Annotated in this window: 15 protein-coding genes and 1 pseudogene; 8 read left to right on the forward strand and 8 right to left on the reverse strand. The window is 63.2% G+C overall.

Annotated features, from left to right (window positions below):
- The first annotated feature begins 8 nt into the window (after nucleotides 1-8).
- The 5 genes from F3J43_RS14670 to F3J43_RS14690 all read left to right on the forward strand — a co-directional run bounded on the left by F3J43_RS14670 (nucleotide 9) and on the right by F3J43_RS14690 (nucleotide 4,194).
- Nucleotides 9-272, forward strand: coding sequence for a CrfX protein (locus F3J43_RS14670; RefSeq protein ID WP_166887628.1), 264 nt, complete (start codon nucleotides 9-11; stop codon nucleotides 270-272).
- Nucleotides 273-274: 2 nt separating this feature from the next.
- Entirely contained in the window at nucleotides 275-1,099 is an 825-nt protein-coding gene (locus tag F3J43_RS14675) for a mechanosensitive ion channel family protein (RefSeq protein WP_166887631.1), read from the forward strand.
- Between the two features lie 113 nt (nucleotides 1,100-1,212).
- Nucleotides 1,213-1,779 (forward strand): RNA polymerase sigma factor SigX, encoded by a 567-nt coding sequence (sigX, locus tag F3J43_RS14680; RefSeq protein WP_166887633.1) that lies wholly within the window; start codon nucleotides 1,213-1,215, stop codon nucleotides 1,777-1,779.
- A 111-nt stretch (nucleotides 1,780-1,890) separates the two neighbouring features.
- Complete coding sequence (locus F3J43_RS14685; protein WP_166887638.1) at nucleotides 1,891-2,928, forward strand: OmpA family protein; 1,038 nt, start codon at nucleotides 1,891-1,893, stop codon at nucleotides 2,926-2,928.
- A gap of 240 nt (nucleotides 2,929-3,168) precedes the next feature.
- Nucleotides 3,169-4,194, forward strand: a complete 1,026-nt coding sequence (locus F3J43_RS14690) for a quinone-dependent dihydroorotate dehydrogenase (protein WP_166887641.1) — start codon at nucleotides 3,169-3,171, stop codon at nucleotides 4,192-4,194.
- 164 nt (nucleotides 4,195-4,358) lie between these two features.
- Here the strand turns inward: F3J43_RS14690 and rmf are convergent.
- Nucleotides 4,359-4,508 (reverse strand): annotated as a pseudogene (gene rmf, locus F3J43_RS14695) (ribosome modulation factor); the annotation flags it as partial.
- Between the two features lie 549 nt (nucleotides 4,509-5,057).
- Between rmf and rlmKL the strand changes: the two are divergent.
- Complete coding sequence (gene rlmKL / locus F3J43_RS14700) at nucleotides 5,058-7,256, forward strand: bifunctional 23S rRNA (guanine(2069)-N(7))-methyltransferase RlmK/23S rRNA (guanine(2445)-N(2))-methyltransferase RlmL (protein WP_166887646.1); 2,199 nt, start codon at nucleotides 5,058-5,060, stop codon at nucleotides 7,254-7,256.
- A gap of 56 nt (nucleotides 7,257-7,312) precedes the next feature.
- Here the strand turns inward: rlmKL and dacB are convergent, their stop codons facing one another.
- Nucleotides 7,313-8,776 (reverse strand): D-alanyl-D-alanine carboxypeptidase/D-alanyl-D-alanine endopeptidase, encoded by a 1,464-nt coding sequence (dacB, locus tag F3J43_RS14705; RefSeq protein ID WP_166887649.1) that lies wholly within the window; start codon nucleotides 8,774-8,776, stop codon nucleotides 7,313-7,315.
- 187 nt (nucleotides 8,777-8,963) lie between these two features.
- Between dacB and F3J43_RS14710 the strand changes: the two genes are divergently transcribed.
- Entirely contained in the window at nucleotides 8,964-9,308 is a 345-nt protein-coding gene (locus F3J43_RS14710) for a YggL family protein (protein ID WP_166887652.1), read from the forward strand.
- A 33-nt stretch (nucleotides 9,309-9,341) separates the two neighbouring features.
- Here the strand turns inward: F3J43_RS14710 and F3J43_RS14715 are convergent, their stop codons facing one another.
- The 6 genes from F3J43_RS14715 to F3J43_RS14740 all read right to left on the reverse strand — a co-directional run bounded on the left by F3J43_RS14715 (nucleotide 9,342) and on the right by F3J43_RS14740 (nucleotide 16,274).
- Nucleotides 9,342-12,974 (reverse strand): ATP-binding protein, encoded by a 3,633-nt coding sequence (locus tag F3J43_RS14715; RefSeq protein ID WP_166887655.1) that lies wholly within the window; start codon nucleotides 12,972-12,974, stop codon nucleotides 9,342-9,344.
- Nucleotides 12,975-12,981: 7 nt separating this feature from the next.
- On the reverse strand, nucleotides 12,982-13,602 hold the full coding sequence (locus F3J43_RS14720; RefSeq protein ID WP_166887658.1) for a response regulator transcription factor: 621 nt from the start codon (nucleotides 13,600-13,602) through the stop codon (nucleotides 12,982-12,984).
- A gap of 281 nt (nucleotides 13,603-13,883) precedes the next feature.
- Nucleotides 13,884-15,230 (reverse strand): deoxyguanosinetriphosphate triphosphohydrolase, encoded by a 1,347-nt coding sequence (locus tag F3J43_RS14725; protein ID WP_205297879.1) that lies wholly within the window; start codon nucleotides 15,228-15,230, stop codon nucleotides 13,884-13,886.
- Nucleotides 15,231-15,288: 58 nt separating this feature from the next.
- Nucleotides 15,289-15,618, reverse strand: coding sequence for a hypothetical protein (locus tag F3J43_RS14730; RefSeq protein WP_166887661.1), 330 nt, complete (start codon nucleotides 15,616-15,618; stop codon nucleotides 15,289-15,291).
- A complete protein-coding gene (locus F3J43_RS14735; RefSeq protein WP_166887665.1) occupies nucleotides 15,615-15,992 on the reverse strand; it encodes a phage holin family protein in 378 nt (125 codons plus the stop codon). Before F3J43_RS14735 ends, F3J43_RS14730 begins: the two co-directional genes overlap by 4 nt.
- A gap of 9 nt (nucleotides 15,993-16,001) precedes the next feature.
- The gene (locus F3J43_RS14740; RefSeq protein ID WP_286184621.1) at nucleotides 16,002-16,274 is read right to left on the reverse strand and encodes an ElaB/YgaM/YqjD family protein; all 273 of its coding nucleotides are present in this window, start codon (nucleotides 16,272-16,274) and stop codon (nucleotides 16,002-16,004) included.
- 347 nt (nucleotides 16,275-16,621) lie between these two features.
- Between F3J43_RS14740 and F3J43_RS14745 the strand changes: the two genes are divergently transcribed.
- Complete coding sequence (locus F3J43_RS14745; RefSeq protein WP_166887670.1) at nucleotides 16,622-16,858, forward strand: glutaredoxin family protein; 237 nt, start codon at nucleotides 16,622-16,624, stop codon at nucleotides 16,856-16,858.
- Nucleotides 16,859-16,897 lie beyond the last annotated feature (39 nt).

Raw genomic sequence — 16,897 nt, forward strand, 5'->3', positions numbered from 1 at the left:
AGGTGCCCATGCACGATCCGTTTGAAGAATCCTTGCGCGACCTGCTCAAGGCTGCACCGTCCGGCCAGGACCGCGACGATGACGCCTGTCTGGGGCGCGTGCTCAAGACCGCCAACCGCCAGGTGGGCGCGGGCGACCTGTTCAGCCTGCTTGGCCGATGGAGCCAGGCGCTGTTGATCGCCGTGAACAATGGCTCGGCGCATGTCGCGCCGGTCCGCAGACACTCTACCCGCAACTCTGCCGCCGGCAGAAACGCAGATAAGGCCGATTGAATATGGAACTCGATCTCTGGACCCAGAGTCTGGTCACCGCCATGACTGCCCTTTGGACCAAGGTGGCGAACTTCATCCCCAACCTGTTCGGCGCGCTGGTCGTGGTGCTGCTTGGCTTCGTGGTTGCCAAGCTGCTCGACACCCTGCTCTCCAAGGTGCTGGCCAAGTTCGGCCTGGACCGCCTGATGAGTGGCACCGGGCTGACCAAGATGCTTGCCCGAGTGGGCGTCCAGGTGCCGATCTCGACCCTGATCGGCAAGATCGTCTACTGGTTCGTGTTGCTGATCTTCCTGGTCTCGGCCGCTGAATCGCTGGGCCTGGAGCGGGTTTCCGCGACCCTGGACATGCTCGCCCTGTACCTGCCCAAAGTGTTTGGCGCGGCGCTGGTGCTGCTGGCCGGGGTGCTGCTGGCACAACTGGCCAATGGCCTGGTGCGCGGCGCTGCCGAAGGCATCGGCCTGGAGTACGCTGCCGGCGTCGGTCGCATCGTCCAGGGCCTGGTGATCATCATCAGCATCTCGGTGGCGATCAGTCAGCTCGAGGTCAAGACTGACCTGCTCAACCATGTGATCGTCATCGGTCTGGTGACCGTTGGTCTGGCCGTTGCGCTGGCGATGGGCCTGGGCAGTCGGGAGATCGCCGGGCAGATCATCGCCGGAATCTATGTGCGCGAGCTCTACCAGGTGGGCCAGCAGGTGCGGATTGGCGAGGTCGAAGGGCATATCGAGGAGATCGGCACGGTCAAGACGACGCTGCTGACCGATGAGGGGGAGCTGGTGTCGCTGGCCAATCGCGAGCTGCTCGAGCAGCGCGTGAATAGCCGCTGAACATCCAAAAGCTGTTAATGTATGCCGCCGCGAAATCGGCCCATCGGGGCCGCGCGGCGACATTGACCTGACTGTCGGCCAGATCCGTTTTGAATAAAGTTCACTCGCCGCCCATGCGCTACGACCCCCGAGAACTCACCGACGAGGAGTTGGTGGCGCGTTCGCATGAGGAGCTGTTTCACGTTACCCGCGCCTATGAGGAGCTCATGCGGCGCTACCAGCGCACGCTGTTCAATGTCTGTGCGCGTTACCTGGGGAACGATCGGGATGCCGACGATGTCTGTCAGGAGGTGATGTTGAAGGTGCTGTATGGGTTGAAGAACTTCGAGGGCAAGTCGAAGTTCAAGACCTGGCTCTACAGCATCACCTACAACGAATGCATCACCCAGTACCGCAAGGAGCGTCGCAAGCGCAGGTTGATGGATGCCTTGAGTTTGGACCCCATGGAAGAGGCGTCCGAGGACAAGGCTCCGAAGGCCGAAGAGAAGGGCGGGCTGGACAAGTGGTTGGTGCATGTGAACCCGATCGACCGGGAGATCCTGGTGCTGCGATTCGTCGCGGAACTGGAGTTCCAGGAGATCGCCGACATCATGCACATGGGTCTGAGTGCCACGAAAATGCGTTACAAACGTGCGCTCGACAAGCTTAGGGAGAAATTCGCAGGGTTGGCTGAAACTTAGCCGTGCGCAAATATCTCTAACCACCCGGCAAGTTCTGCTAGACTTGCCGACGAGCTGTCCGCCGGATTGTTGGTGGGGCCGCTTAACTATCACCAGATGGGGATTTAACGGATGAAATTGAAAAACACCTTGGGCTTGGCCATTGGCTCTTTCGTAGCCATGACTTCGCTCGGCGCACTGGCCCAGGGCCAAGGCGCGGTCGAGACCGAAATCAACTACACCAACCAGTGGTTCAACAAAGACCGTCACTTCGACGGTGACGGCCAGAACCCAGGCGCTCGCATCGGTTACTTCCTGACCGACGACGTCTCCCTGGACCTGAAGTACAACGAGACCCACAACACTCGTGGCGACGTGTTCAACAAGAACATCAAAGGCTCGCGCACCGGCCTGGACGCTACCTACCACTTCGGTACCGTTGGCGACGCTCTGCGTCCATACGTTTCGGCTGGCTTCGCTCACGACAGCCAAGGCCAGGCCTTCCGTGGCGGCCGCGACCACTCCACCTTCGCCAACGTCGGCGCTGGTGTTAAGTGGTACATCACCGACATGTTCTTCGCTCGTGCCGGCGCTGAGCTGCAGCACAACATCGACGCCAACAACACCGAAGGTGCTGTTGTCCTCGGTCTGGGCATGAACTTCGGTGGCAGCGGTGGCAAAGTTGCCCCAGCTCCGGCTCCTGTTGCCGAAGTCTGCTCCGACAGCGACAACGATGGCGTTTGCGACAACGTCGACAAGTGCCCTGACACCCCGGCCAACGTCACCGTTGACGCCGACGGCTGCCCGGCTGTTGCCGAAGTCGTTCGCGTTGAGCTGGACGTCAAGTTCGACTTCGACAAGTCGGTCGTCAAGCCAAACAGCTACGGCGACATCAAGAACCTGGCTGACTTCATGAAGCAGTACCCACAGACCACCACCACCGTGGAAGGTCACACTGACTCCGTCGGCCCAGACGCTTACAACCAGAAGCTGTCCGAGCGTCGCGCCAACGCTGTCAAGCAAGTCCTGACCCAGCAGTACGGCATCGCTCCGAGCCGTGTTGACTCGGTTGGCTACGGCAAAACCCGTCCGGTTGCCGACAACGCCACCGAAGCTGGTCGCGCGATCAACCGTCGCGTAGAAGCTCAGGTTGAAGCCCAGGCCAAGTAATTGGTTTGATGCTTCATGAAAAACCCGGCCTTGGCCGGGTTTTTCTTTGCCTGTGATTTAGTCGAATTCCCAGACGCTCGTGCTCCCGTGCCGCGGCCTGCAGGCTGTGCAGATGATTTCGGGCAGGGCGTGTTCATGGGCCGCATGGGGCAGACATTGCAGGTCATGTGCCTTGGCCCTGTCGCCGTGACGGCGTGCTGGCTATAATCGCCCGTTCACACACCGCGAGTCCGCCCGCCCATGTATACCCTGGCCCGCCAGCTGCTGTTCAAGCTCTCCCCGGAAACCTCCCACGACCTGTCGCTGGACCTGATCGGCGCCGGTGGCCGTCTCGGGCTCAATGGCCTGCTGTGCAAGCAGCCTGCGGCGTTGCCGGTGACGGTCATGGGCCTGAACTTCGCCAACCCGGTGGGCCTGGCGGCGGGCCTGGACAAGAATGGTGCGGCGATCGACGGTTTCGCCCAGCTGGGCTTCGGTTTCGTCGAGATCGGTACCATCACTCCGCGCCCACAGCCGGGTAACCCCAAGCCACGGTTGTTCCGCCTGCCAGAGGCGACCGCGATCATCAATCGCATGGGCTTCAACAACCTCGGTGTCGACCACCTGCTGGCGCGGGTACGCGCCGCGCGCTACACCGGAGTGCTGGGCATCAATATCGGCAAGAACTTCGACACGCCGGTCGAGCGTGCCCAGGACGACTACCTGATCTGCCTGGAAAAGGTCTACAACGACGCCAGCTATATCACGGTCAACGTCAGTTCGCCCAATACTCCAGGCCTGCGTACGCTGCAGTTCGGCGACTCGCTCAAGCAACTGCTCGATGCCCTGGCTGAGCGTCGTGAGCAACTGGCCGTGACCAATGGCAAGCGGGTTCCGCTGGCGATCAAGATCGCACCGGACATGAGCGACGAAGAGACCGCATTGGTCGCTGCGGCGTTGCTCGAATCGGGAATGGACGCGGTGATCGCGACCAATACCACGCTGGGGCGTGACGGTGTCGAGGGCCTGCCGCACGGCGGCGAGGCAGGCGGTCTTTCGGGGGCGCCGGTACTGGAGAAGAGCACCCACACGGTGAAGGTCCTGGCGGGCGAGCTGGGCGGGAAACTGCCGATCATCGCCGCCGGCGGGATTACCGAGGGGCGTCATGCGGCCGAGAAGATTGCCGCGGGTGCCAGCCTGGTGCAGATCTACTCGGGCTTCATCTACAAGGGGCCTGCGCTGATTCGCGAGGCGGTGGATGCGATTGCCGCCATGCCTCGGCAGTAATCGGCGAACATAAAAAAGGGGTCCCTCAAGGGACCCCCTGGGCCGCAGCCCGCCGCCCGGATAGGGCGCGCATGGTGACTCTAATTCAGTGTCCTCGTTCAGCCAACGGCGTGATTTTCGTTGAGTCTATGGATGCCAGCGGTGCCGGTCATGCCGTCCCAGTTATCGCCACGGCCCTCGCGCCAGCCGTTGATCCAGGCTTGGCGGACGGATGGCAGGGTAAACGGGCAAAGTTCGCGGGATTTGCCGGTGACTCCATATTGGTAGCCACGTGAATATGCTCTTTCCAACGGATCACGCTTAAGTCTTCTCATAGGGTGTTGCCCTCACTTGTTGACTGTAATGTCCCGTCGGCCTCTCCGAGGCCGGGCAGAATCGTTCTGCCGGTATGCGCCCGCTGCCGGCGTGGCGGGCTGGAAGTGTCGTCCCGTTGCGAGACGACCTGAGGTCAGTTCTATCGAATGCGAGTCACAGTGTGAATGATCGATTTGTCATAAGGACGTAACCTTTCATAGGGTGAAAGGATAAGTAAATAAATGCGACTCAACCTTGTTTGCCGTTGAGCCCGCTATGATCAGGGTTTAGTCAGTGTTGAAGTCATTTGGCCAGTGCTGTCGGTTGATGACTGAAATATTTAGTAATGCGACGAAGGGTCACATCTGCCCCGAGCGTCGAGGAAATTTCCATACTGCCCGACGATCAAAGCCTGTTCCGCCACCGGCGAAGGCTTGATCTGTCGGGCGGCCCGGTCCCGCGAGAGGTCTCGCGAGGCCACCCGGGCACCTGCAGGAAGGGTGTGCGGGAAAACAGCGGCCGCCGATGCGTCGGCTGCCATCTACCTAGCCCAAGGCTCTGGATTGAACATGTCGGACCGTTTCGAACTTTATCTCACCTGCCCCAAGGGCCTCGAAGGCTTGCTCGCCGAAGAGGCTCGCCAACTGGGCCTGAACGAGGTGCGTGAACACACCTCGGCCATCCGCGGCGATGCCGACATGGAAACCGCCTACCGCCTGTGCCTCTGGTCGCGTCTGGCCAACCGGGTGCTGCTGGTGCTCAAACGCTTCCCGATGAAGAACGCCGACGACCTGTACGACGGTGTGCACGCGGTCGACTGGGCCGACCACCTGGCTGCCGACGGTACCCTGGCGGTGGAGTTCAGCGGTCATGGTTCGGGTATCGACAACACCCACTTCGGGGCGCTCAAGGTCAAGGATGCGATCGTCGACAAGCTGCGCAACCGCGAAGGCCTGCGCCCGTCGGTGGAGAAGGTCGATCCGGACGTGCGTGTGCACCTGCGCCTGGACCGTGGCGAGGCGATCCTGTCCCTCGACCTTTCCGGTCACAGCCTGCACCAGCGCGGCTACCGCCTGCAGCAGGGGGCTGCACCGCTGAAGGAAAACCTGGCGGCGGCGGTGCTGATCCGCGCCGGCTGGCCACGCATTGCCGCCGAGGGCGGCGCCCTGGCCGACCCGATGTGCGGCGTGGGCACCTTCCTGGTGGAAGCGGCGATGATCGCCGCCGATATCGCGCCCAACCTCAAGCGTGAGCGCTGGGGCTTCAGTGCCTGGCTCGGCCACGTGCCGGCGGTGTGGCGCAAGGTCCATGACGAGGCCCTGGCCCGTGCCCAGGCAGGCCTGGCCAAGCCGCCACTGTGGATCCGTGGCTACGAGGTCGACCCGCGCCTGATCCAGCCGGGTCGCAACAACGTCGAGCGCGCCGGCCTCGGTGACTGGGTGAAGATCTACCAGGGCGAGGTGGCCAGTTTCGAACCGCGCCCGGACCAGAACCAGAAAGGCCTGGTGATCAGCAACCCACCCTATGGCGAGCGCCTGGGCGACGAGGCCAGTCTGTTGTACCTCTACCAGAACCTTGGCGAGCGCCTGCGTCAGGCCTGCATGGGGTGGGAGGCGGCGGTGTTCACCGGTGCCCCGGAGTTGGGCAAGCGCATGGGCATCCGCAGCCACAAGCAATATGCTTTCTGGAACGGCGCATTGCCGTGCAAGCTGCTGCTGTTCAAGGTGCAGCCCGACCAGTTCGTCACTGGCGAGCGGCGCCAGGCCCAGGCTGAGGTGGCTGACGGTGAGCCCCGCCGCCAGGCTCCGCTGGCCAGCGAGCCGGCACGCTTGTCCGAAGGCGCGCAGATGTTCGCCAACCGCCTGCAGAAGAACTTCAAGCAGTTGGGTAAGTGGGCCCGTCGCGAGAAGGTCGATTGCTACCGGGTCTACGATGCCGACATGCCCGAATACGCCCTGGCGGTCGACCTGTACCACGATTGGGTGCATGTGCAGGAGTACGCCGCGCCACGTTCGGTCGATCCGGAAAAGGCCCAGGCTCGTCTGCTCGACGCCCTGACCGCGATTCCCCAGGCCCTGGGCGTCGATCCGCAGCGTGTGGTGCTCAAGCGCCGCGAGCGCCAGAGCGGCACGCGCCAGTACGAGCGCCAGGCCACCGAAGGGCGGTTCATGGAGGTCAGCGAAGGTGGCGCCAAGCTGTTGGTCAACCTCACCGATTATCTCGACACCGGGTTGTTCCTCGATCACCGTCCGATGCGTCTGCGCATTCAGCGTGAGGCGGCCGGCAAGCGCTTCCTCAACCTGTTCTGCTACACCGCCACGGCGACCGTGCATGCAGCCAAGGGCGGCGCGCGCAGCACCACCAGCGTCGACTTGTCGAAGACCTACCTGGACTGGGCGCGGCGCAACCTGTCGCTCAATGGGTTCTCCGAGCGCAACCGTCTGGAGCAGGGCGACGTGATGGCCTGGCTGCAGAGCGCCCAGGACAGTTACGACCTGATCTTCATCGACCCGCCGACGTTCTCCAACTCCAAGCGCATGGAAGGTGTGTTCGATATCCAGCGCGACCACGTCGAGTTGCTCGACCTGGCCATGGCGCGTCTGGCGCCAGGAGGGGTGCTGTACTTCTCCAACAACTTCCGCAAGTTCCAGCTCGACGAGAACCTGGCCTCGCGTTATGCGGTGGAGGAGATCAGTGCCCAGACCCTGGACCCGGACTTCGCCCGCAACAACCGGATTCACCGAGCCTGGCAACTGCGCCTGCGCTGAGGTGAGTCACCGCGTGATGGCCGGCGTTGCCGGCCATCACTATGGCCTTGTGCGGATCAAGGCAGCGCTGCTGTCCCGTTCACCGCCTTGGGCTGGCGATAGAGGTCCAGCAGTACCTGGTCGAGAACCTGCGAAGCTCCCCACGGCTTGGGATCGTTCAGGATCGCCGCTACCGCCCAGGTGTGCCCATTGCTGTCACGGCTGAAGCCGGCGATGGCGCGCACGGTGTTGAGGGTGCCGGTCTTGATATGCCCTTCGCCGGTCATGGCCGTGCGCTTGAGGCGCTTGCGCATGGTGCCGTCCATGCCCACCAGCGGCATCGAGCTGATGTACTCGGCGGCATACGGGCTCTTCCAGGCGGCCTGCAGCAGCGCCGCCATCTCGCGGGTGCTGACCCGTTCCGCACGGGACAGGCCGGAGCCGTTCTCCATCACCAGGTGCGGCGCGGTGATGCCTTTCTTGGCCAGCCACTGGCGTACCACGCGTTGGGCGGCGCGGGCGTCGTCGCCATCGGCGTCGGTGCGGAACTGCGCGCCGATGCTGAGGAACAGCTGCTGGGCCATGGTGTTGTTACTGTACTTGTTGATGTCGCGGATCACTTCCACCAGGTCGGGTGAGAAGGCACGGGCCAGCAGGCGTGCCGACTTGGGCACGTCCTCGACCCGGTCGCGGCCCTGGATGCTGCCGCCCAGTTCGCTCCAGATCGCGCGTACCGCGCCGGCGGCGTAGGTCGGATGATCCAGCAGCGACAGGTAGGTCTGCGAGTTGCAACCATCCCCCAGCTGGCCACTGACGGTGACACTGATACCGCCGTCGGGCTGGACCACGGGGTTGTAGCGTACTTCGCCGGTGCACTGCTTGCCGGACAGCGCCTTGACCTGGTTGTCGATGCGGATGCCAGCGATCGGTGGTTCCACCGAAACCATCACCTTGCCGCCGTCGTTGCGGGCAACGAAACGCAGGGCCTTGAGGTTGACCAGCAGCGAGTCGGGCTTTACCAGGAACGGTTTGTTGAGGTCGCCGCCGTCGTCATCGAACTGTGGCAGGTTCGGCTGCACGAAGTGGCTGCGGTCCAGGACCAGGTCGCCGGTCACGGTGCGTACGCCGTTGGCTCGCAGGTCGCGCATCAGCAGCCAGAGCTTCTCCATGTTCAGCTTGGGGTCGCCGCCACCCTTGAGGTAGAGATTGCCGTTGAGCACGCCGTTGCTCAGGGTGCCGTCGGTGTAGAACTCGGTCTTCCACTGGAAGGTCGGTCCCAGCAGTTCCAGGGCGGCGTAGGTAGTGACCAGTTTCATGGTCGAGGCCGGGTTCACCGAGACATCGGCGTTGAACACCGTTGCCGTGCCTGGGCCGTCCAGGGGCAGCATCACCAGGGACAGTGCGGAATCTTGCAGCTTGTTGGTCTTCAGGGCCTGTTGCACTTTGGGCGGCAGGCTGGTGTTGACCGCCGCGGCCAGGGCGGGCAGGGCAAGAGGCAGGCACAGGCCGGCGAGCAGGAGGGGGCGGAGCGTCTTGATCATATAGGCACTAACCCTTCAGGCGAGGGAAGAGGGTAACGGGGCTGTAGGAGATGATGGCCCCAGGACGAAATGATAGTGCGCATTATGCCCCAAGCATCACGAATATGGGCCTCATTCTATGGAAAAGCGCCGTTTTGCCCTGGAAACTGGTAAAGTGCCGCGCGTAATTACTTGAGAGGATTGTTTCATGGCTACCAACCGTTCCCGTCGCCTGCGCAAGAAACTGTGCGTGGACGAATTCCAGGAGCTGGGTTTCGAACTGAACCTGGACTTCAAGGAAGACCTGTCCGATGAAGCCATCGATGCCTTCCTCGACGCCTTCCTGGCCGAAGCCATGGATGCCAATGGCCTCGACTACGTCGGTGGCGATGATTTCGGCCTGGTCTGCAAGGCCACCCGTGGTTCGGTCACCGAAGCGCAGCGTGCAGCCGTTGAAGCCTGGCTCAAGGGTCGCAGCGAACTGACCAAGATCGAAGTCAGCCCGCTGCTGGACGCCTGGTACCCGGAAAAACCGGTCAACCCGGCTTCCTGATGCCGAAAGCGGTGCGCCTGGTCGGGCACCGTTTCAGCAGTCCCTGGCCGGGCGTTCCAACTGCCTGGCCAGGGCCTTCTCCACGCGGCGCATCTGCCGTGCCAGTACCTGGCGGTGTCGTTGCCGCTGTAGCGTCGATAATCCCTGCGCCTCCAGTGCCTCGCAGGCCTGGATCAATGCCTTGGCCTCCAGCATCCGCGCTGCGCTGAGGATCTTGTGTGCCTGTCTGGTCAGGGTGCCGGTGTCCTGCCGGGGATCGATGGCCATGAGTGTCGTGAAGTCATCGCGCAGGCTTTGCAGCAAGGCGGCCAGCAGACGGTCACGGTCACTGGCACTGTCGCCGACGATAGCGTTCAACCCCTCCAGATCGAAGCGATGACCGGGTTCGTCGAAGCCCTTGCAGGGCTTGCATCGGTGGCCAAGTGCCGCCAGGCGTTCACCCAGCACCTTTAATCCGATGGGTTTGAGCAGGCAGTCGTCCATGCCGGCGTCCAGGCATTGCTGGCGTACTTCTGGCTGCGCGTTGGCGGTGTAGCCGAGCATTGCGCAGCGTGGTCTGCGATGCAGGCGCTCTTCGTCACGTACGGTCCTGGCCAGCTCATAGCCGTTCATGCAAGGCATGTTGCAGTCGACGATGAGAATGTCGAAGCAGCCCTCGCGCCACTTGCGCAGCCCCTCGCGACCGTCGCGGGCACTTTCCTGGCGTAGCCCGAGGTAGCTCAGTTGCTGGGCCATCAGCAGCAGGTTGGCGGGGTGGTCGTCGACGACCAGGATGCGTAACCGTGGGTCCGGGCGTTCGAGCTCGGAGGAAAACAAGGGCGACGCTTCGACTGCGTCGACGCGGTGCAGCGGCATCACCAGTCGGACCCGCGTGCCCACGCCCTGCAGGCTGTTCAGGCTCAGCTCGCCGCCCATCATCGTGCAGAGGTTGCGGCTGATGACCAGTCCCAGCCCGGTGCCGGCGCGTGCACCGTCGCTGTAGGGGTTGGCCTGCACGAAGGGGGTGAACAGGCGCTGGAGGTCCTGTTCGTGGATGCCGATGCCGCTGTCACGCACTTCCAGCTCCAAGGTCGGTAGTCCGGGCGTGTCGGTATCGCCCAGGTTGGCGCTGATATGTACCTGGCCTTGTTCGGTGAACTTGATGGCATTGCTGACCAGGTTCGACAGCACCTGCTTGAAGCGCAGGGGGTCGAGCAAGGCGTGGCAGCGGGCCTGGGCGCCGATCGTCACCTCCAGTGTCAGGCCTTTCTGTCGGGCCAGGCCATCGAACACGCGCCCGACCGACTCGATCAGGGCTGCCAGGTCGACGGGCTCCGGAGCAAGCGACAGGTGTCCGGACTCGATGTGGGCAATGTCGAGGATGTCGCCGATCAGCCCCAGCAGGTCGCTGGCCGAATGGTGGGCAATCTCCAGTGCCGGTCGATCCAGTTGGCCACTGTCGGCGCGGCGCAAGGCCAGTTCGAGCATGCCGATCAGGGCGTTCATCGGCGTGCGGATTTCGTGGCTGATGGTGGCGAGGAAGGTGCTCTTGGCACGGTTGGCATTGTCAGCCTGCTGCTTGGCCAGGCGCAGGTCCTGCACCAGTGCGCGGCGTTCGCTGATGTCGATCCAGCCACCGATGATGCCTTGCATCTCGCCCAGCGAGTCACGGTAGGGCAGGATCCAGTGGTAGATCGTCAGTTCGCGGTCCCGCAGGCGCAGTGGTCGGTCGAGGATCAGTGGCCGGCCTTCGTCCATTACCCGTCGATAGTCGTCCTGCACCTGGCGGATGTAGTCGCTGTCGCCGAACTGACTGTCCTGCAGGCGCTTGCCGATAACTGCCTCGAGGTTGGCGCCGACGGCCAGCAGGTAACTCTCGTTGCAGCTCTTCAGATGGCCGTCGCGGTCGCGCACATACATGGGGTGGGGGGTGCCATTGAGTAGCGCGCCCATGAACTCGAGCTGGTCGTTCAGCGCTCGTTCGGCACACCGGCGCTGCTTGATCTGGCGCCGCAGCCAGGCATTCCAGGCCAGGGCCAGCACCAGCAGCACGGCGGTCAGCGCGATGGCCTGGAGGATGATGCCGCGATAGTTGCGCCAATAGGCGTCTTCGGGCGTGCCATGGTCACGCCAGCGGCTGTTGATGATCCCCAGCTCCTCCGGCGTGATGCTGAGCAGCGCCTTGTCGAGGATCGAGGCCAGCTCGGTGGCCTGTGCCAGGGTGGCCATCGAAAAGGTCGCAGGCTCCGTGCCGACTGTGCTGCGGATGACCAGGTCGTCGCTGGTCGTGAGCATGTGGTTGGCATCGATGAGGGTGGTGATGGCTGCATCCACGGCGCCGCTACCGAGCAGGGCCATGGAGTAGTAGGTGCTTTCGGTGGCCACCTGGTGGACGCGTGGGTGACGGCTGGCGAGCAACGCAGCGACACTGCTGCCCCGAGGGACGGCGACGCGCTTGCCCTTGAGTTGCTGGAGGCTGGTGGGTTGCTTGTTTCCGGCAGGGCTGATCAGCACGAAGGCGCTTTCAAGGTAGGGCCTGCTGATATGCAAGGGTGTGCCCTGGCGGGTATCGGCAGACAGGCTGGCGATGATGTCCGCACGCCCGGTCTCGAGTTGCTCGATCATGTCGCCATCGCCGCTGGCACGGCGAATGGCGAAGCTCAGTCCGGTCCGCAGGCGGATCAGCTCCAGCAGGTCGGCGACGATACCGCGCAGGCGCCCGTTGCTGTCGAAGAAAGTGAGCGGGGCAGCTGTCTCGTTGACCACCACCCGCATCTGGGGATGCTCGCGCAGCCAGGTTTCTTCGCGTGGGGACAACTGCAGCTTGCGGTCGGTCAGCAGGCTGCCGCTGCCAGCGCTCCAGCGCTTGAGGATGTCGTTGCGGGTGGCATTGGGCTGTGCGTCGATCACGCTGTCGACAAGCGACAGCAGCAGCGTATCGCTCTGGCGCAAGGCGAAACTGAACCCGACCGCCTCGTGCTTGCCGAAGTTGGCCATGCGCAACTGGGGCAAATGACCCTGGCTGATCAGGTAGTGAGTGGAAATGGTATCGCCAATGAATACGTCGGCCTGCTCGAAGGCCACGGCGTTCAGGGCCTGGGTCGAGGACTCGAAGGTCAGGAGGTTGGCCTTGGGGTAACTGGTCCGGACTTCTTCGGGTGGCAGGTAGTGATAGAGCATGCTCAGGCGCATTCCGGGCAGGCCGGTGTCGAGGGCGCGCGTTTCGTCCTCGCGCGTCACCAGCACCGGCTGGTCGACGGCATAGGGACGTGATAACGCCAGTTCCTCGATGGCCGCTTCGTAGCCATTGGCACTGCCCAGCAGATCGATGCGGCCATTCTTCAACGCTGCGACCGCCGCCGGGCGACTGGGAAAGCGCTGCACGCGTACCGGCAGGCCCAGGGCCTTGCCGATCAGGCCCGCGTAGTCTGCAGTCAGCCCCTGGTACTCCCGGCCACCGCGGGTGATATCGAAAGGCGGGTAGTCTGGCGCGGAGGTACCCAGCACCAGCTCGCGGCGGGTCTTCAGCCATGCCTGCTGCGCAGGCTTGGGGGCAGGGTAGACCGCTGTCGATGTGGCGCGGCTGAGCAGGGTATAGGTATCACCCTCGTCGGCGCTCACGCAGGCACTGTGCAGTGGGGCGCCAAGGCTGATGCACAACAGCGAGATGGCGATGTACCTCCACATTGCGACCTCAGACCAGCGCGTTGCGCTTGGCGACTTCGATCAGCTCCACCAAGGTGCCGGCCTTCAGTTTGTGCATCAAACGCTTCTTGTAGGTGCTTACGGTCTTGTTGCTGAGAAACATGCCTTTGGCGATCTCTTTGTTGCTGCGTCCTTGCGCAAACAGTTGCAGGACCATCAACTCGCGATCGTTGACTTGGCGAAAAAGCTCAAGCTCGTGGCTGCAACTGGCCTGGGCGGGGTTGAGTGCCTGGCTGGGGAAATAGTTGTAGCCGGACAGCACCGCCTTGATCGCGCTCAGCAACTCGCTGAGATCTTCCTGTTTGCAGACATAGCCGGCGGCACCGGAATGCATGCAGCGCACGGCGAACAGCGCCGGTGATTGGGCGGTCAGTACCAGCACCTTCAAGGGCAGGGCCATGGCCTGGAAGCGCGACAGCATTTCCAGCCCGTCGAGCTTGGGGATGCTGATATCGAGGATGACCAGGTCCGGGCGGGTTTCGCGAATCATCTGCATGGCGTCCACGCCATTGTCCGACTCGCCGGCGATCGTGTAGCTCTGGTTTTCCAGCAGCATGCGGATGGCCAGGCGAATGATCGGATGATCGTCGACGATAAATACTGAGTTCATATTCAACATTCCATGCACGGTGGCGAAAGCAGCCCGCACATTAGCTCAGTTGAAAGGTGCTGTTCAGAGGGGGAATAGCTCAAAACCGGGATATAGGAAATTACCTACGCTTTATACGAAAGGTTTCTACACATATGGCGCGCAGCCGGAAAACTTGGCCTTTATTTGGTTGTGTCAGGTGCTGTTTTTGGGCTCGAAGTTTATTGGGTGGAGTTTTATGTGGGAGCTTTCTTACAGACTAATCGGGTGATGGACATTCATCACCCGTGGTCACGTCTGGTTCAGGTAGGGCTCGAGCGTCCGGTCATCTCGCAGGCCATCTCGCTGGCGTAGCTGTCGGTCATTCCGGCGATGAAGTCGATCATGCGCAGGAAGGCGGCATGCAGCGACTCGTGCGGGCTGGGCGCGTTATTGCCGATCAGGTCGAGCACGCGCCGACTCTTGAACGACGGCGTGCGCCCGCCATGCTGTTCCAGGGCTGCCCCACAGAACGTGTTGAGGAGCACTTCGAGGGTGGTATAGGCGCCGATCTCGTGGAGGGTCTTGCGCTTGTCCTGGAAGATCTTCTTGCGTGCCATGTCCTTGGCTCGCAGCACGCAGCGCTTGGCCGGACCATGCATGTGCTCGACCAGGTCGCCGGCCAACTGGCCGGCGAGCAAGGTCTTGTGCTGCTCGACGAATGCCTGGGCCGCGGCATTGGTCAGGTGCTCGATAGCCTTGCCACGCAGGATCGCCAGCTTGCGCCGGCGCGAGTCGAGCGGGCCCAGCTGTCGGTAGGTTTCTGGCAGGTCGTCGACGACCAGGTCGAGCAGCAGCGCCTCGACTTCGGCGTACTGCAGCAGGTCCATCTCCAGGCCGTCCTCGAGGTCGATGAGGGCGTAGCAGATATCGTCGGCGGCCTCCATCAGGTACACCAGCGGATGCCGAGCCCAGCGCTGGTGCTCGAGTTGCGGCAGCCCTAGCTTGCCGGCGATCTGCCCGAGCAGACCGTGTTCGCTCTGGTAGCAGCCGAACTTGTGTTTCTTGTAGCCCAGGGCGTCAGCGTGGCGGGAAGTCCAGGGGTATTTGAGGTAGGTGCCGAGGGTGGCGTAGGTTAGGCGCATGCCGCCATCGAACTGGTGATACTCGAGCTGGGTGAGCACGCGAAAACCCTGGGCGTTGCCTTCGAAGTTGAGGAAGTCGGCGCGCTGGTCGTCGCTCATGTCGTCCAGCCAGCCACGCCCGGCGGCCTGCTGGAACCAGTGGCGGATGGCGTCTTCGCCGGAGTGGCCGAACGGTGGGTTGCCGATGTCATGGGCCAGGCAGGCGGACTGCACGATCATCCCCAGGTCGCTGGGTGCGCACCAGTCAGGGAGGCTGTCGCGCAGGGTCTCGCCAACGCGCATGCCCAGCGAACGACCGACACAGCTGACTTCCAGGGAATGGGTCAGGCGTGTGTGGATGTGATCGTTGCTGGTGACCGGATGGACCTGGGTCTTGCGCCCCAGGCGGCGAAAGGCGCCAGAGAAGATGATGCGGTCGTGGTCTTTGTGGAAGGTGCTGCGGCCTAGCTCTTCGGAGCTGGAGAGGGCTTTGCCCAGGCGTTCGCGGGTCAGCAGGGTATGCCAGTCCAAGGCGGAATCTCCCATGGTCGAATGGCCATAGCTTCCTGTGTCGGGCGCGCCCTGGCAAGGGTGCGCCCGTTGCTCAGGGGCGTCGACCGCTGCCCAGAAGCAGGCGGATCAGTGGCACCAGGCTGGTCCCCAGGCGTACCAGGCGAGCGAGATTGCCGCTGCGCGCGCCCTTGCCGGTAAGAAAGCCCAGCGCGACGATGGCGCCCAGCCCCCACAAGGAGCCGTGCTTGATCCCCAGCCCTTCGCCGAACGAGCTGCCCATGCCACGCAGGCGGCGTACCGGTTCGAGCAACTGGGTGGATTCGTGGCGGATCTGTTGACGGTGCATTTCCATGCGCAGGCGCAACAGCGCCTTGCGCAGTTCCCGTGGGTTACGCGTGTCTGGCAATTGCGGCAGGCTCATGGCAGCAGGCGCTCCCGATCCTTGGCCAGCTCTTCGAGCGTGGCACCGAAGGGCGAGGACTCGTCGAATACCGCGCGCTTCAGGCGCAGGGCGCAGTACAGCGCGGCCAGCCCGTAGAACGCGCACAGGCCGATGATGCCGGCCAGTCGATAGCTGTCCCAGAGCAGCACCAGCAGCAGCCCGGAGAGGGCCGTCAGCAGCAGCAAGGCGAAGACCAGTGCCAGCCCGGCGAACAGCAGCAGGCTGAGCGTGCGGGCTTTCTGCTCCTGAAGTTCGATGCCGAACAGCTCGATATGGCTGTGCAACAGCCCCAGCACGGCGGCGCCCAGGCGTCTGCCGGTGGCGGCGCTGCCCGGGGTGGCGTCGTTGTCCATGGCCGCTCCTCAGCGCTTGGCCAGCAGGCCGATCAGCAGGCCGACGCCGGCGGCGATGCCGATGGCCTGCCAGGGGTTCTCCTGCACATACTGTTCGGCACTGCCGAGGGCGGCCTGGCCACGCTGGCGCACCGAGTCCTGGGTGAGTTGCAGGGTTTCCCGGGCCTGGCTGAGGCGGTCGTGGATCTGTTCGCGCAGCTCGTCGGCCTGGTCGCCCGCCAGGTTGGCGGTGTCGGCGAGCAGTTTTTCGGTGTCGCGAACCAGGGCCTGGAAGTCAGCCATCAGAGTCTCTTGTGCGGTCTTTGCCGATTTGCTGGCCATGAAGGTGCTACTCCCTGTGAGGTGTGTATGGCTGTTTCGAGTGACGGTGAGCGCGGAAGGTTCAGTGACGCGTGCCGGTGAGCATGCGCGGTGAAAAACTGCGCCGACCGGGCCGCTACCGATAAACCTTAACCCAATCCACGGCAAACCCAAGAAAAAAGCCGCCGACCTGCGTGAAGCAGTGACCTGGCAGCGATCCGTGACGGCAGCGAATTGGCGCCACCGGCCAGGATTGAGCCAGGTCAGGTGCGCGATGGCCGGCGCGGACCTAGAATGAGCATCCACTCATGCGCTTTATGGATGTCCGCATGCTCCCGGAAACCCAATTGTTCGGCACCCTTGGGTGCCACTTGTGCGAAGTCGCCGAGGCTGTGCTGATGCCGTTCGTCGAGCACGGCCTGTTGGTCGAGCTGGTTGATATCGCTGACAGCGAGGCGTTGTTCGAGCGCTACGGCTTGAGTATCCCGGTATTGCGTCGCTGCGATACCGGTGCCGAGCTGGGGTGGCCGTTCGACGCCGAACAGGTGGCAGCCTTCCTCGGCTGAGTCGTGCATTGACGGCGGTGTGGCATGCTCCGTATGCTG

Origin of the sequence: Pantoea sp. Cy-639 (assembly GCF_011752525.1) — a bacterium.
Lineage (GTDB): Bacteria > Pseudomonadota > Gammaproteobacteria > Pseudomonadales > Pseudomonadaceae > Aquipseudomonas.